Below are 16614 nucleotides of genomic sequence, written 5' to 3' on the forward strand. Positions count from 1 at the left end.
GATTATAAAGAATAAAAGATGACATGAATTTTAGTTATCTGCATGTAAATTGTTTTATTAAAAATCAACAACCTTTTTGAAAAAAATTACATCATATTTTAACAGGAGGGATAGTCATGTTTTTCGAGGAAAAAGTAATTACAGGAAGTCTAAGTGAGTTTATGGAAGTTCGTCATGTAAAGATAAAAGGTTCAAATTTTTATATTGGAAAGAAGCTAGCTGAGATTGGGTATAATAATCATCGTGCCCTACCTTATCCCGCAACTACAAAATACAAATATCAGCTAGAATATTTTAAAAATAATTATCCTATCTTACTTGACCGAATACAAGGAGCGACTGATTATTTCAGTAATGTAAACGTTGAAGACAATAGCTATGATTTTTCTTCCTTCGTTTATTCGTCTGGATTACCTGGCTGTTCAGTTGTATTTTATCCTCCAACAACTACGGAAAATGGAAGCCCAATCGTAAGTCGTAACTTCGACTTTGCAACTGGAACTATATCTGGGGAAATACCAGCTGATGACGAAAAACCAGCTTTCGCAAACCCTTACATTCTTGAACTGCATCCAGACGAAGGCTATTCTTCTTTATGTGTGTCGGGATATGATATGTTAAGTGGAGTACTTGATGGAATAAACTCAGAAGGTCTTGTTGTTACGTTATTAGCTGATGATGATGCGATTTCTCATTACCCTATAGAGCCAACCTATCAACCTCAAGTTGGTTTGAATGAATTACAAATACTAAGACTGTTGTTAGATACATGTGCCAACATTGAAGAGGCAAAGAAAGCACTGTATATGAATAAACACTATTATACTCTCTATCCCTTGCACTTCCTCATCGCTGATAAACATGGCAACTCATTTGTTTGGGAACAATCTCACGGACGTAATAAAGAATTTACATTTGATGGTGATAAGAACCATCCCCAAGTAGTTACTAATTTCCCATTGTACAAGTATCAGTCCGAGTCACAATTTCCCGATACTGATGATCGATTATCTATGTATAACCGATTCTGTAATATAAAAGAAAATGTCAAGAGAAATAAAGCCCCTTATTCCATAGATTTTATTAAAAATGTAAATCAACAAGTCTCTTTTCATGACCATTCTCACTTAAGAGAATCACAATGTCCTACACGAACATTATGGCATAGCATATATAACATTGAAGATCGCACTATATTAATAGATTTTTACTTAGGTGAAGAAAATGAGACGATAAAAAGATCCGGATATATCCACTTTTCCCTATGAAAAAGAAGTCATAATTTTCAAAAGGGTGAATCCTAATTGAGTTATTTCTATTTCCATTGATGGTTTCCAGTACACAACTTATAGTTTAATCCTTCACCCTCATTTATTATTGAGGGTGAAGTTACAGTAGTGAATTGTGATTGACTTGGGCTACTGATAATATCAGCACGACAATGCTGAATAGGTAAGTTCAACGATTTAAATATCTTCCTTCCATTTTCTTGGGCAGGGCATATGAGCAAATCAGTAATCGGCGAAAACACCCCATACCGCAGTCCTTCATAGTTTAAATTTGTCCCCTTATCCTTATTGTAAAGATAACCTAAAAGAGCAAACCTCACACTCTTTATATCTTGTATATAAGACAGCATTGCGTTTATACAGTAGATAGAATCTCTCCAACCGCTTTTTGAGCTACCCTTCTAAATTAAGCTAAAATATATTTATATTTATAACTTCTTTTGTGCTTCTCTAAAGCTCTCAACAAGGCTTTCTGCTATGATCTCTAATCTCTTGAACCAGTTAGATTGTACTTTCAGAGCTTTTACTGCACCTTCTACAGTTTGAATATTGCCTAGCCTATTTAAATCATCGTAACCGGTATACATTATCTGTTGAAAAAAATAAACGAACAAATCATTTGAAAAAAACTGCTGAAGATCTATATGGTTTTTATCCAATACCTCTTCAAGCTCTTTTAAAGGAATTCTAGTCTCTTTTTTACATAAGTTTAAAATTTCGTGGCATCTTTTCATTCCTTTTTGAGTTGAATGTAATAAACTCTTCATTTCATTTGTATATTTATATAGTTCATCAGCCAGATCATGTAATCTAATCATTCTGTCTTTTAAGTTGATTGTTTCTTTACTTTCAGAAACAATTGTATAGAGTTTCTTTTTCAACGGCTTTTTACAATATATTTCAATAGCTTCCATAAGTGGCATACAAGTTGTACCGTTAATCTGCGCACCACCTTCTGTTGCATTAATGACTGTTATGTGGGGGGTATTCATTATCATTTCTTCAAGGCCTTTTCTAAAGAACGTCCACAAAGGTGTTGAAGCAATTGATTTACCGTCATTACTGTCAACATTCACTACCTTATTTTTGTCATAATAGCTTTGGGAACTTCCTTCGTAATAACGTGACCTTTTACTATGGTGAGCTCCATCTGGAGCAAAGGCAAAATCTTGACCTACAAATATTACAGGATTGGCACCCATGTATATAGCAGCCTCGTACGCAAGATGTGATACGTTAGAACCACCGCTTAGACAAGATTCATCTCCAATTAAACGGTTAACCCATCTATTCATTGCTTCCCTTGAGCGAAATATTGGAATCCTTGGTCCTTGAAAAGTTTGATAATTTCGCTTATCAATTATTGCTAAACCAAGTAAGACTAATTCCTCTGGATATTCTATGCCTCTAAAATGATGTAAAAAAGCTTGCTCGGTTCGTTCTAATATACACATTGCATCAGGTTTAATTTCTTCCTTTAATAAAGGTATTACCGCAGAGCCCGCTGCTATGATAAGACCTTTATCCTTAATCTTTTTTAATATTTCGATATTTTTGTCCAGTGATGGTCCATTCGCAACAATAAACACTGGTTTATTATAAAATTGATTTTTCAAACTACTAACATACGGATTTTGAATAATTTCATTCACATTGTTAATTAAATTATGAAAACCTATTAAATTATCGTAAGGATCGTTACCTATATTTATCGTACAAAAAGTAATAAGCTGCATAATTGATTGATGAAGGTGCAAGTATTTCTTTTTAAAATATCTTTTTGCGCTATTAGTAAAGACACACGTAGGCATCGTGCATCTTAGCAACCCACCAGTAAGTAAAAATTGCTGGAATTCTTGTGAAATGTCATGAAAATCTCCCACAAAAAAAATAACTTTCGGATCTTTCAACAATTTTTCAAGGTCAAACAAATATAACATCGCCAAAAAAATATATATATTTTGTTCAAATATAACAACAAAAGTATTCTGGTGTCTTTTTGCATCAAGAGTAAACAGGGAATATCCAACGTCACAGCCATAAATAAATAAAGATGTGGCATCAATTATAGCATTTTCTTTAAATAATACTTCACCTTCATCTATTGGCGTCGTGCCATTTAAATAAAAAGACCCTTCTGTTCCGATATACTTACAAGTCGGCATTCCTTTATCATTAACCGACACGTGAATTTTTCTCCAAAGATCGTCTTTATTTACCTTTCTCACTTGTTTTTTGATACGCTCTGGAAGAAGGTTAAAGTTTTTCTGCAAACCTATTTCTAATAGTGTAGTTTTTAAAATCAACCTTCCTTTCCATTTTTTTAGTAACTGCAACCCCTCACATTCAAGTACACTTCTAAGACCGATGATATCTTTTTCACTTAATATCTTACGTAACGGGTGAAGTAGTAAAATTATAGCTCTTACTTCATCATAGCTTACCATCATGTTAGAAGAATAATTTTTTATAACAAACTCTAATTTCTCTAGAAAAACGATAAAATGCTCGAGAGCATATTTGTCATTCCCTTCTTTTATGCTCTGTACTGTTAAAAGAAGTATTTTTTCCGACTCTACTATATGATTGTACAAATCATCATTTATCATCATCTTCCCTTTCTAATAGTTTTTTCCATTTTCCTCGTTGAAAATCTTCAAGGTTTTTAAGAATTCCTTTCTTGTATTGAAGCGACTCATAATCATGCTTATTCATTCCAGCCTGAACCTCTTTAATATCCTCTTCAGTCCAATAATTAGATAATGATTGATTGGACATTTCTTTTAATTCAACTAATAATGTTGTTAATTCGATAACAGCTTTTTTATAGTCACTTTCCTTACTGGCTTCAGGGCTCTTATTATCTTCATTAACATGCATTTTTTCATTGTGAATGTCCATTAAAACACCTCGCATTTTTTATCATATTCAATGAAATATTTCTTATTTGGCAAAGTGAAGAATGACTTTTTGGACTGCTTTTATTACACTCTCAACATCTTCATCAGTCATTTTCGGAAATAGCGGTAAGGTAATAGCATCGCCGTAAAACTTTTCCGCTACCGGACAAAGGCCCCTTGGATAACCAAGCTTCTCGTAATAAGGTTGTAAATATACAGGTATATAATGAACATTAACTCCAATATTTTCATTTATTAAAGCCTCATATATTTCCTTACGAGCCCCGTATAATTTATGCAGGTCCAATTTAATGACATATAAATGATAACTTGAAAGCCGATCATTCTTTTCATAAGGTAGGATAAGTTGATTTAGCTTATGAAAAGCATTATTATATTTTCCTACTATTGCCTTCCTACGACTTATAAACGAATCAATTTTTTTGAGTTGACTTATTCCTAGCGCAGCCTGAATATCAGTCATACGATAATTAAAACCTAGAAATTGCATTTCATAATACCACGCTCCTTCATTCTCCCCCATCTTTTCACAGTTTCTAGTAATTCCATGATTACGGAATTGGATGAGCTTATCATAATAGTCTGAATTATTTGTTGTAATAACCCCACCTTCACCAGTAGTAATGTGCTTTACTGGATGGAAGCTAAACATTGTCATATCACTAATTGACCCTATCTGTCTTCCCTTATACTTAGCACCTAGTGCATGAGCTGCATCTTCAATAATGATTAAATCGTATTTCCTAGCAATATTCATAATGTCATCCAGGTCAGCAGGCAGACCACCAAAATCTACAGGGATAATTGCCTTTGTTCGTGATGTTATTAACGCCTCTATATTTTCAGATGCAATATTATTCGTATTAAGATTAATATCAGCAAAAACTGGAGAGCCTCTTTGATATAAAATACAATTCGAGGTTGCTACAAACGTTATTGGCGTTGTTATTACTTCATCTCCCTCAGAAATACCCGCAGCAAAAACAGCAGCATGAAGTGCAGCAGTTCCACTTGAAAAAGCAACAGCATATTTACTATTTACATATGTTGAAATCTCTTTCTCAAACTTTTTAAGAATAGGTCCGGTAGTTAAATATTCACTTTTCAAAACATCGATAACTATGTTAATATCTTGGTCATCAATCCATTGCTGTCCGTAAGGGAGAAATTTACTTCGAACTGGGTTTCCACCGTGAATGGCTAATTTATTTATCACAACATCCTCCCTTATCATCTATCAGACCATATATGGTCTAATAGATTTACCTCTTTTAATATAATGTCCTTTATATCTTTCACAGTTAACTGATTACACTCACAACAGTCAGCTCGAAAATGATTACTTTTAACAGAATTACTCACTTCTTCAACTTTTGGATAATCACTTGAAATAATAAACATGTTATCTTTCTCATAAACAAGTGGGATTTCTTCATTCATTAAAAGTTCTTCAACAACCTTTTCCCCAGGTCGTAAGCCAATTTCTTCAATATAAATCTCATCCTTTAATATATTAAATTTATCCTCAACAATTGATATGAGTGCTTCCACTAGATCATTCAGTTGAACTACAGGCATTTTTAAAACGAATATTTCTCCACCATTGGCAATTCGAAGTGCATCTAGCATTAACGAGCAAGCCTCAGTTTGCGACATCATAAATCTCTTCATATTTAAATCGGTAACTGTTATTTTTCTTTCTTTCATTATTTTCTTCAAAAATAAAGGAATAACTGATCCTCTCGAACCAATTACATTGCCAAACCTGACTGATGCAAAAACAGTTTTATGATTTCCTTTATATGAATTGGCAGAAACAAACAGCTTTTCTGCAATTAACTTGGATGCTCCCATTGTATTAGTAGGACTAATTGCTTTATCACTGCTAGAAAATAACACTTTCTTCACTTTGTTTTCTAGAGCTGCTTCAATGACATTTTGTGTACCAATTACATTTGTTCTGACAGCTTCAAATGGGTTATATTCACAAGCAGGGACATGTTTTAACGCTGCTAAATGAAACACATAATCGATATCTTTCATCGCATAAATAAGGCGCTCTTTATCTCTAACATCACCAAGTAAAAAGCGCAATTGTTTTTGAGCCTTCCACTCTTCTTGCATTTCAAATTGCTTATTTTCATCCCGACTAAAAACCCTTATAACAGTAGGATTAAAGGTTAGCAAAATATTTACAAGTGCTTTACCGATACTTCCTGTTCCTCCTGTAACTAAAATTTTTTTTCCTTCAAACAAAATAACACCTACTTCCCCTAACAGATTTCACTTTTACTTCACACTACAATTGGAATAAAATTAGGTGCTTGTTTCCACTGTTTGAACACGGACATCTAAATTAAGTTAAAACATCTTCCATGACACAGGAGTACCTTTCTTAACACTTTCTTTTACACGTTTTCCTAATAACATGTCATAATATTTTGGCTCAAGACCATAACCTGGCCGAATGATTCTTATGTTTTTTGTTGATATCACTCCTCCTGCATATATGTCTTCAGTAAAATATATAGATCGACGATGTAATAATGATGAATTTTCTCCTTCTGTTGGACCATAGCTTACCTTTCCTATTGATCTCCAAGCCTTTCTTACCTCGGTAACGAGCATTTTCATCTCATCAGGTTCCATAGAAAATGGTGAATCTATCCCATCATCAGTTCTAGACATTGTGAAATGTTTTTCAATAACTGTTGCTCCTAAAGCAACACTAGCTATTGGAACACCTATCCCCATAGTATGATCTGATAACCCTACCTCACAATTGAATAGCTCAGCCAAATGGGGGATTGTCGCAATATTTGAATGGATTTCTGATGCAGGATAGGAACTCGTACATTTTAATAAAATTATATTTTCACACCCCACACCTCTCGCTGTTTGAACTGCTTCATCAAGCACGGCGACTGTTGCCATGCCGGTAGAAATGAAGACAGGTTTCTCGGTTGCAGCTACTTTTCTAATTAACGGGATATCTACATTTTCAAATGAAGCAATTTTATAAGCTGGAACATTTAATGCTTCTAAAAAATCTACAGCAGTCGCATCAAAGGGGGAACTAAACCCAACCATGCCGAGCTCCTCACACCTTTTAAATATCGTTTCATGCCATTCCCATGGTGTATACGCCTTCTTATACAATTCATACAATGACTGACCTTGCCATAAGCTATTTGAATCGTTAATAAAAAATTCCTCTTTATTCATATTTATTGTCATCGTATCTGCTGTATATGTTTGTAGTTTTATAGCGTCGACACCAACTCTAGCTGCAGCCTCTACAATTGTTAACGCATGATCTAATGATTGATTATGATTCCCGGACATTTCCGCAATAATAAACGGTTGATGATCCTTACCAACGTAACGGTTAGCTATTTTGCATTTATACATCTACTTTTCTCCTCCCTTCATTTGTAATATTGTTTTGACAACGCTATGTTGTTGATTATTCGTACACCTATTTGTAATAGCTAACGCTCGTTGACTCATATTAATTAACTTTTGAGGTGACCTTAAAGCATCGTTAATTTTTGCAACGTAATCATTTACTTTGACATCCTCATGCCAACCGATTTTCCATACAGCCCCATATTGATGAGCAGCACAAACTGATTGTTGTTGATTTTTTGCAACAATTGCAGTGATAGATGGGACACCTAAATAACATCTTTCCCACATCGATATACCGCCTGCTCCAATTACGAGATCCACCTTTGATAGCAATCTTGCAAAATCGGTTATCTGTCTATGGTATTGATAACCTTGTTGTTCACATATCATATAAATCACATCTTGTTTCCGATTTGAAGTCCCAACGACGACATCTACATGATGTAAATCAAAATCAATTTTTTTCACGGCTTTTAGAGCTTTTTCAGTTTCTTCTGTTGGATCGCTACCTCCGAAGAAAATAAGTAGCCGACGGACATGACCATCTCTTGCTTTTACTTGCATTCTTCCATGGATAAATTCTTTTCTAATGAGTAGATGCTTTGGTCCGAGGATTTTTTTACAATGAGGTGGAACGAGTAGGTCATAACGAGTTTGGTAGCTCCTAATAAGATTGTGATCAAGTAATATATCACACTGATGACATCTGTTAGCTAAATCATCAATTACCATCAATTTAGAAACGCGATTACTCACTATACTCTCCCATTTTTCGCTAATATGATAGTGATCAACGATAAGCCATTCTATTTGGTTAGAAATCACTTGTAGTTCTTGCAAAGTTTCATCTGCATCTTCTTGCTCTGAATGAATTTGCTTATAAAGACGGATCACACGAAATCCCTGTAATTCAATATATGAGTTAAGATTCCCTTCAAGCTCCCTTGATATAAAAACAACACGATATCCTTCTTCTCTTAATTGTTCAGCAAGCACTAAACAACGCATAACATGACCAGTACCTATTAGCGTAGATGCGTCTACTCTAAAGACAGTGTTCATAGATATCCTCCATTTGAGCTCAGCCTTACGATTTATTCAACAGGTTTTTGAGTGATATGAGCATTCATATTTGCTACATTAGCATGTGTAACTAAATATTCCACCACATCTTGAGAAGGGATTAGAATTTCTCCCTTAAAATAATCAGCTACCACACAGCACAACTGATAATCCTCTATTGTATCTAAGGTAATCCTCAGCTCAGGATGATTCAGAAAACTAGGTGCGATTACTTTTGTATGCTTGAACTTCGATGGATGTTCATAAGCATAGTAAGTAACATGTTCACGATGACGGGTTTCATGACCATATCTATAAAAAAACTCCAGGGCAGTAAATGCAATCATTTCAACAACTAGTCCGCGAGGTAAATGCCCATGAACAATTACAATATCTCCCGGATTCTTTTCCATACGATTTATGATTTGGTTTGCAAAGTCATAATCCACAAAGGGACAGTCAGCAGTAACACGAATAATATAGTCGGGATTATACTGTTTTGCACAATGATAGTAACGACTTAATACATCACTTTCACTTCCTCGATAACAAATAATATCAAGTTTTTTACACCAGTCTTCAATTTGATCATCGTGCTTTTGGGTCGAAGTTGCTACAATGATACCCAAAGTATTTTTAATCTGCTGACATCTAGCAACAACATAGTTTAATACCGTACTCTCACCTAATGGTTTTAATACTTTACCAGGTAATCGTGTCGAGCCCATTCGAGCTTGGATAATTATTAGAGTTTCCAAATGCTCACCACCTAGCTCAAAATATTAAATCTTCAGGATACCTTACAAGCATCATTTCCTTATTAGAGCGAACAAAAGGGTGTTTGTGTAAATCATCCCCACTTACTTCTAATATAAACCAGTAAAAGCTATCTAAGCCTGCCGCTATACTTAATGTTGAAGCACCACCAAAACGACTATTACATTCAAGAATATGAAAGTAACCATTCTCATCAACTACCACTTGTAAAACGATATGACCATATAGCTCTAAATCAATGACCATATTTGTACAAAGCCTTTCTAATTGTTCATTACGAAATGTAGTCGTTATTTGTGATTCACCATCAACTATCTGTTCACGCTTTCTAGTAATAATACCTTTCACTTCTCGACTTCTCGTTACATACAAATCTGCCGAAATCTCTTCCCCTGCAATATAAGGTTGAAAAATAGGCGTAGCTATTATTTCGGAATATGTTAATGCCTGATCTTTTGTTAACTTCAAGCCAATATTTTTCGATCCAGCTCCATACCTTTCTTTTACTACATATTGGTTAGCTTCTCGTAAGTCTGTGAAACTCGTTTCTGTTTGAACGACAGGGTAACCATACTTCATTCCAAATTTACTAAAAAGGTATTTATCTAAACATATAGTTACAGCTTTTTCTGTTGCAACCATTACATAGATACCATTTTCATTTAATGTATTTTTATGCTTAGCAAAAAATATTAATTCTCCATCACGAGTAGGAATAATTGAAGTAATGTGGTTTTCTAGACAATATTGAAGAAAGTAATCAATTGCAAGTTCATTAAGCTTAGGGATTTTCCAAAATCGATCAACGAAATATCGACCGATACAATGATTATCGCTATCTGCTCCAAACACTTTCATGTTACTATCGATTTTTCCAGTTGCTAATTTCACTGCTTTTAGCAGCGGTACTTTTTTAGAAATACTTGTTACAAGTATATTAATTATTACTTTCCCCCTAAAAAATATGCTTTTGAATCGTGTTCCAATCTATATACAATCGAATAATATCTTCTTCAACAAGCTCACTGCCCATTTGTATTTCAATAAATTCAATATTTGTTAACCCTTTTATCGTATGTTTATCACCAATTTGAATATTAACAATATCTCCAGCCTTTACATGAAACTCCTTATTATTTAATATACATATTCCATTACCTGAAATAATCTTCCACGTTTCATTTCGTTTTTTATGAAATTGATAACTTAAATTTTTCCCTTTATAAATACAGATTCTTTTTGTTAGTACTTCAATACCAGTTGCGAACTTAAAATAATCAAGAACCCGATACCACCCCCAACGACGCTCTTCATACATAGGTCGTTGTTCGAATCCATCTAATAAGTCTTTTAATCGAGGACTAGCTCTTTTGCTACTTACTAAAATCCCGTCTGGACTTGCTGCAACAACTGCATCCGACACTCCTAATACATATGTAGGAATCTCTAGTTCATTTATTAGATGTATATTCGTTGAATCTTCACTTATTTTCCCATTTCCTACAATATTATTAGACATTTCATCTGTTAAAGTGTTCCAAGAACCAAGATCCTTCCATTCACCCTCATATGGCAAAACGACTATATTTTTTGCAAATTCGACAACTTCGAAATCAAAACTAATTCTCTTTAATTGCTCGTATTGTCTTAACAACTTTTCATATGTAACCGCTATACCTTTTTGTACTAATAAATTTATTAAATATCTTAGTTTAAATGCAAAAATCCCACAATTCCAAAGCGCACCTTTTTTTATTAATTGTTGCGCCTTTTTTTCATTCGGTTTTTCAATAAAGTGACTCACATCATAGTAAGAACCTTGAACATAAGATTGCTTCGGCATAATATATCCATATTTTTCAGACGGATATACAGGACGTACTCCAATTAAGGCAATATCACAGTCTGTTTCATTTACAACCTTCTCTAATTCTAGTATCTTAGTAAAAAAATCATTTTCAACATAAGAATCTACAGGAATGACACAAATCACCTCATCAAGGTCATTTCCTAATGATAGTAAGTAAGTTGCAGCTAACGAAATAGCTGGAAACGTATCTCTCCTGTTAGGCTCAACAATTAGTGATATAGAAGAAGAAATTTGATTTTGTACCATTTCTACTTGAGATCTAGGTGCAGTAATGTATATTGAATCCTTTACACCAGCTAATTGCAGCTGACGTAAAACTCTCTGAACCATTGATTCTACATTTCCATTGTCATCTTTTAATATCTTCAAAAACTGCTTTGATCTTGAATCATTAGATATTGGCCACAGCCGTTTCCCCGATCCTCCTGATAGTAATACGTGATGCATTTATTCCCCTACTCTCATTATGATTTTCAATATTGAAGAGAGAATACTAACAAAATCATTCAAGTCAACATTCTTTGAATTTAGAATACTAAGTACAATTTATCTCGTAAATTAACGGCAATTTCAGTCACAGATATTAGAATGTTTTTGTTACGAATGTTTTCCTTCTTAATAGACTGTCTTGATTAAACTTTATTCCGTTATTTTAAATAAATTATATGCTTTCGATAAATCCGATTGAAAATATGAACTAATGGTGAAAGCAACTAGCGTTTTCATAGAATTAAATTGTAGCAATAGTTCTTATTCATATTAAAGAGTGTTGAGAATAGTTATTGGTTATGTCTTCTAATTGTGTTTACATATTTACTGACACATTCGTTAATATCATACTTCTTCTTTACAGTCATTTTTGCGCTTTTTGTTAATTCCGATAATTTATAGTAATTCTCATATGAATAGATTAATGCATCAGCAAGTTCATCTATATTCCCTGGTTTCACCCCTATTCCATTAATATTTGGGCGTAAATAATCTTGAACACCTTCTGTATAAGAGGCTATTACAGGGACTTGAAGAGCCATCGCCTCTAGCCCAACAATACCTAGACCTTCACTTAGTGTAGGAAACACAAAAACATTGCAACACTTAACTAATTCTAGAGGATTTTTTAGCATACCAGTAAACACAACATGTTCTTGTATACCACTTCGTTGAATTTCATTTAATACTTTCTCATAATAGTCCTGTTCAGCAATTTCACCTATAATGATTAATTTCGCTCTTTTAATTTGATTTAACGCTTTTTTAAAAGATTTAACTAAATGTAATATCCCCTTCCTTTCTTCTATACGTCCTAAAGTAACAAAACAAAATTCATCGCTCTGACAATATAATATTTTTAGTTTTTTATTCAACTGAATATTCTCACAATATTTCACATCAATTCCCCAAGGGATAACCTCTAATTTGTTCTTATCAATATTCATGTTAAATTCTAGAAATTCTTTCCAATAGTATGACATTGTATATATTTCATCACACATATTAAATGCATATCCATCAGCTATGTTCATCCATGCTGGCCTATTAACATTCCAACTGTGGAATGTTGCTACAATTGGAATGTTTTTACCGCAAAGTTCCTTAGCCATATTTACTAAGAACGCTGGATATCCAGCATGCACATGAACAAGGTCAAATTGATCTAAAATAGTTGTCAACGATATAATTTCCATCCACATACTTTTGTAATCACGCTTAAAGGAGTCAACTTTTATAATAGGCACATCGTTTTTCTTTAATATTTCTTCATATTCATCCCAATCCTTTATTTGTTCAACTGGTCTTGAAGTTGCCACAGTTACTTTACAATATTTTCTTAGTTCTAAAGATAATGTAGTTACAACTTTTCCAGAACCACTTATTAAAAATGGGATGATTTCCAATACCCTCATAATTTTTTGTTACCTCCCATTTGCAATGGTAAATAGAATATTTCTAGTTTGTTCACCAGCTTTCTCCCAAGAAAATTGAGATGCCCATTTTTTAAATTCATTTGCTTGTTTTCGTTTTTCACAAAGCAAAATTTCCTCTAGTCCTTTAAATATAGAATCCACATTATAAGGGTTACAGTAGACAGCTAAATTACCACCAACTTCCCTTAATGAAGAACTATTTGATATCACAACCGGTGTACCACATGCCATTGCTTCTATAACAGGTAAACCAAACCCTTCATATAAAGAGGGATAGATAAGACATTCTGCATTTGTATATAATGTTAGAAGATCCTGATCAGGAATGTACCCTGTAATCACGATATCACTATTATATTTGCTATTTTGTATATTAGAGAGAAGCTTTGCATATAACGACAAACCTCCTCCTACTAAAACCCAACCTATTTGTTCATGATGTGAATCTCTTAGTTTTTCATATGCACTTAAAATACGATCGAGATTTTTTCGAGGTTCAAATGAACATACAGATAATATATATGGTTTATCTATATTATATTTATTGAATAGATTTACTTTATCGTGGTTGTTTATTTCTTGTTTTGACAAAAATATATTATCTAGCCCTGGATGTATAACAGTAATTCGTTCTTCTTCTACCGAAAATAACTCAATAATATCATTTTTAGTATGATTTGATACTGCAATGATATGTTCTATATGTTTTACTGTATTTCGAATATATTGGTCCATCAATTCATAAACTTGCGTATCTTTATAGCATTCTACTAGCTTTAATGGAATTAAATCATGAATAGTTAATACCCCTTTAAAATTTCTATGTTCTGGTATTGGAAAAAAAGGCGAGAATATTAGGTCTAAATCATATACATTCCCAATTAAGGCCATAAGTTTATTTGCATATTCAAAGTCATAATGGGGCAACTCAGTATGAACTTTATTGAGGTGTTCAAAACTACCGACAAAATCAAACTGATCTTCGTATCCTCTTACTAATTTTTTGATTAAATTTATAGTATATCTACCTAGACCAGTCCTTTGTTGATAATCTAACACCCTTGTATCTATACCTATTTTTACAATAGATAATCACTCCTTTTTTCCACTCTTATATTTATATCTTGGTAAAAACAACCATTTATTAGAAATCAAATATCTGATTCAACAGCAGTAATCTATGATGCTTATCTCTAGCACAACAACTTATTGTCATTATAAGAATACTGTTATATTGTATTTACTTATCGGCATTTATAAAAAAACTTGTTGAAGTAAATCAACAAATATTTTCGCAAATAATATATATTCATTTATCAATTTTCTCCCAATACCATTCACTTAACGCTTTAATGGCATTTAATGATGTAAAATATTTAGAAGGCCCTTTTATATTTAATAATTCTCCATAACTATTGTAGGCATAAAAATTTTTATCAGTTAAACTGAGCATAATTTCACATATATTTTCATAACCAATACCTTGACGGTTACTAAAAAGCATACAAAATTCATTAATATTCAGGCTCTTTATATAATTTATTTGATTTTTAAGGACATCAACATTGTAAGTGTTATTACCAGAGTACTCAATTACCTCACATCTGCCTTTGCATATATCAGTAATTTCCTCTTTATCTCTAGCGTGTGAAAGTACATAAACAAATGTATTTTCATTTATGCTAAATAACAATGAAATAAAATTTCTAAATACCTCCAAGCTACTAGACCTAATTATAAAAATCTTTCTTACGCCCTTGAATTTATGAAAATCTTCTCTCATTATTTGTGAATATGCGGTTTCAGCTATATGTGAATACACTTGTTTTAATGCCTCTTTTTCTTCCAATAAAGTCCCACCTGTTCATATTTTTATCATAGAAACCATTCCTGTATCATTGCCCTTCTGATTCACAATTTTTTCTCCCTTTGTTTTTACCCCATTAAATAATTTTACTTAGTTCTACATTCAATATATTCAAGTTAAAGTTGGCCTATGTTATCTAACAATATAGTTCAAAAATTAGAGCTATTAAACATAGTTCAAATTAATGTTGAATAAAATGAGTTAAAAAAAGAAAAGGTGAAATATATTTATAAGAGTCTGGTTTGTGAAATAAATATAAAAAACGATTGTTATTCATCATGACTTGATTGGTGGTGGAAATGATAATTAAATATGATTTGATGTCAAAAGCTATTTCTAAAGTTTTAGAAAAAAATACAATTGCCATATACGGAGCTGGGAGAACTACAGAACATATTGTTTGTCGTATAAACAATGAAATGAAAAAAAATATAGTAGGTCTTATAGACCGTGCAGTAGAAAAGCAAAATAGTAAGATTAGTGGAATAAAAATACACAGTTTAGATAAAATTAAAGAATTAGACCCTGCTTATATCATTGTCTCTGTTGAACACTATATAGTAGCCAAAGAAATAGTAAAATTATTATCAAATAGGAGTTATAAAAATATAAAGATTTTAAACTTACATGACTTATATTTCCAAGAAGTAAACTTACTAAATGGTTACACCATCGTCTTATACACTATGGGGAAGGTTGGTTCAAAAACAATAAAAAAATCTTTGAGAAATTTTTTTGATCTGTATGATGTCCATTATATGACTGAGCTAGGATTAGAAAGTGAAACCACTAGAAATTATCATTTCAAAGGTTTTAAACCAAATGGAGAAGCGCAGTTTCTAAACCAATATATAGATGATCAAAAAAAAAATTGGAAAATAATAACTTTAATAAGAGAGCCAGTTTCCCAAAGTATAGCTTGGTTCTTTCAGAATATTAATACACATTATAAGGATTTCAATAGTAGATATAAAGATGGAAAGATAACAATTGAAGATTTGCTATGCAAATATTTCGATGTTGAAGCAACTAAGTCTCCTTTTGAGAGTTTTGATTCTTGGTTCGACTTAGAAATGAAAAAAGTGTTTGGGATAGATGTTTTTGCAAATGAGTTTTCTGTAGAAAAAGGTTACAAAATATATAAGCACAATAACGTAGAGCTTTTGCTATTAAGGTTAGAGAATTTAAACCAAAATGCTCCAGAGGCGTTTCAGCAATTTTTAGGATTAAAATATTTCGACCTTCAACTTGAAAATCTAGCTTCACAAAAGGAATATTATAATGCATATCTTAAATTTCGAGAGTGCATTGTTTTCTGTGACAAAAAACTTGATAAGATATATGATTCCAGATTTGTAAAGCACTTCTATAGTGATGTAGAAATTAAGCAATTTTTAAAAATGTGGAATATAAAGAAGTGATCTCTTATTTGTAGAAGTAACACTGTATCACAAAAATTGAGAGCGACATTTGAAGTTAGCAGAAAATAACC

The 16614-nt window shown here is 32.6% G+C and carries 15 protein-coding genes; 2 read left to right on the forward strand and 13 right to left on the reverse strand.

Features of this window, described 5'->3' with window-relative positions; all coding sequences use genetic code 11:
• Window positions 1-116 precede the first annotated feature (116 nt).
• Window positions 117-1268, forward strand: a complete 1152-nt coding sequence (locus ACSVDA_RS04725; RefSeq protein ID WP_485881275.1) for a C45 family autoproteolytic acyltransferase/hydrolase — start codon at window positions 117-119, stop codon at window positions 1266-1268.
• Window positions 1269-1315: 47 nt separating this feature from the next.
• On the opposite strand, the gene ACSVDA_RS04730 is transcribed toward ACSVDA_RS04725, so the two are convergent.
• The 13 genes from ACSVDA_RS04730 to ACSVDA_RS04790 form a co-directional block, all read right to left on the reverse strand.
• On the reverse strand, window positions 1316-1639 hold the full coding sequence (locus tag ACSVDA_RS04730) for a hypothetical protein (RefSeq protein ID WP_485881277.1): 324 nt from the start codon (window positions 1637-1639) through the stop codon (window positions 1316-1318).
• 78 nt (window positions 1640-1717) lie between these two features.
• Window positions 1718-3898 (reverse strand): motility associated factor glycosyltransferase family protein, encoded by a 2181-nt coding sequence (locus tag ACSVDA_RS04735; RefSeq protein ID WP_485881279.1) that lies wholly within the window; start codon window positions 3896-3898, stop codon window positions 1718-1720.
• Entirely contained in the window at window positions 3888-4190 is a 303-nt protein-coding gene (locus ACSVDA_RS04740; protein ID WP_485881281.1) for a hypothetical protein, read from the reverse strand. Before ACSVDA_RS04740 ends, ACSVDA_RS04735 begins: the two co-directional genes overlap by 11 nt.
• A gap of 42 nt (window positions 4191-4232) precedes the next feature.
• A complete protein-coding gene (gene pseC / locus ACSVDA_RS04745) occupies window positions 4233-5426 on the reverse strand; it encodes a UDP-4-amino-4,6-dideoxy-N-acetyl-beta-L-altrosamine transaminase (protein ID WP_485881283.1) in 1194 nt (397 codons plus the stop codon).
• 14 nt (window positions 5427-5440) lie between these two features.
• Window positions 5441-6469: a polysaccharide biosynthesis protein gene (locus ACSVDA_RS04750; protein ID WP_485881405.1), complete on the reverse strand. Its 1029-nt coding sequence runs from the start codon at window positions 6467-6469 to the stop codon at window positions 5441-5443.
• 102 nt (window positions 6470-6571) lie between these two features.
• Window positions 6572-7621, reverse strand: a complete 1050-nt coding sequence (gene pseI, locus ACSVDA_RS04755) for a pseudaminic acid synthase (protein WP_485881285.1) — start codon at window positions 7619-7621, stop codon at window positions 6572-6574.
• Window positions 7622-8683, reverse strand: coding sequence for a UDP-2,4-diacetamido-2,4,6-trideoxy-beta-L-altropyranose hydrolase (pseG, locus tag ACSVDA_RS04760; protein ID WP_485881286.1), 1062 nt, complete (start codon window positions 8681-8683; stop codon window positions 7622-7624).
• 32 nt (window positions 8684-8715) lie between these two features.
• Window positions 8716-9441 (reverse strand): cytidylyltransferase domain-containing protein, encoded by a 726-nt coding sequence (locus ACSVDA_RS04765; protein ID WP_485881287.1) that lies wholly within the window; start codon window positions 9439-9441, stop codon window positions 8716-8718.
• Between the two features lie 16 nt (window positions 9442-9457).
• Window positions 9458-10447 (reverse strand): ATP-grasp domain-containing protein, encoded by a 990-nt coding sequence (locus tag ACSVDA_RS04770; protein ID WP_485881407.1) that lies wholly within the window; start codon window positions 10445-10447, stop codon window positions 9458-9460.
• Window positions 10416-11777, reverse strand: coding sequence for a sugar phosphate nucleotidyltransferase (locus tag ACSVDA_RS04775; protein WP_485881289.1), 1362 nt, complete (start codon window positions 11775-11777; stop codon window positions 10416-10418). The genes ACSVDA_RS04770 and ACSVDA_RS04775 overlap by 32 nt, the downstream gene beginning before the upstream one ends.
• Window positions 11778-12109: 332 nt before the next feature.
• Window positions 12110-13234: a glycosyltransferase family 4 protein gene (locus ACSVDA_RS04780; protein WP_485881290.1), complete on the reverse strand. Its 1125-nt coding sequence runs from the start codon at window positions 13232-13234 to the stop codon at window positions 12110-12112.
• A 9-nt stretch (window positions 13235-13243) separates the two neighbouring features.
• On the reverse strand, window positions 13244-14314 hold the full coding sequence (locus tag ACSVDA_RS04785) for a glycosyltransferase family 4 protein (RefSeq protein ID WP_485881291.1): 1071 nt from the start codon (window positions 14312-14314) through the stop codon (window positions 13244-13246).
• Between the two features lie 250 nt (window positions 14315-14564).
• Window positions 14565-15104, reverse strand: a complete 540-nt coding sequence (locus ACSVDA_RS04790; RefSeq protein ID WP_485881293.1) for a hypothetical protein — start codon at window positions 15102-15104, stop codon at window positions 14565-14567.
• Window positions 15105-15421: 317 nt separating this feature from the next.
• On the opposite strand from ACSVDA_RS04790, the gene ACSVDA_RS04795 reads away from it, so the two are divergent.
• Window positions 15422-16543, forward strand: coding sequence for a putative capsular polysaccharide synthesis family protein (locus tag ACSVDA_RS04795; protein ID WP_485881295.1), 1122 nt, complete (start codon window positions 15422-15424; stop codon window positions 16541-16543).
• Window positions 16544-16614: the final 71 nt, after the last annotated feature.

It is taken from the genome of Cytobacillus sp. Hm23, from assembly GCF_051842895.1.
Lineage (GTDB): Bacteria > Bacillota > Bacilli > Bacillales > SM2101 > Nanhaiella.

Bases quoted from the DNA above. Each gene is read 5' to 3' on its own strand.
- ACSVDA_RS04780 (WP_485881290.1), bottom strand. From the start codon at position 13,234: ATGAGGGTATTGGAAATCATCCCATTTTTAATAAGTGGTTCTGGAAAA.
- ACSVDA_RS04725 (WP_485881275.1), top strand. From the start codon at position 117: ATGTTTTTCGAGGAAAAAGTAATTACAGGAAGTCTAAGTGAGTTTATG.
- ACSVDA_RS04775 (WP_485881289.1), bottom strand. From the start codon at position 11,777: ATGCATCACGTATTACTATCAGGAGGATCGGGGAAACGGCTGTGGCCA.
- ACSVDA_RS04730 (WP_485881277.1), bottom strand. From the start codon at position 1,639: ATGCTGTCTTATATACAAGATATAAAGAGTGTGAGGTTTGCTCTTTTA.
- ACSVDA_RS04735 (WP_485881279.1), bottom strand. From the start codon at position 3,898: ATGATAAATGATGATTTGTACAATCATATAGTAGAGTCGGAAAAAATA.
- pseI (WP_485881285.1), bottom strand. From the start codon at position 7,621: ATGTATAAATGCAAAATAGCTAACCGTTACGTTGGTAAGGATCATCAA.
- ACSVDA_RS04740 (WP_485881281.1), bottom strand. From the start codon at position 4,190: ATGGACATTCACAATGAAAAAATGCATGTTAATGAAGATAATAAGAGC.
- ACSVDA_RS04795 (WP_485881295.1), top strand. From the start codon at position 15,422: ATGATAATTAAATATGATTTGATGTCAAAAGCTATTTCTAAAGTTTTA.
- pseG (WP_485881286.1), bottom strand. From the start codon at position 8,683: ATGAACACTGTCTTTAGAGTAGACGCATCTACGCTAATAGGTACTGGT.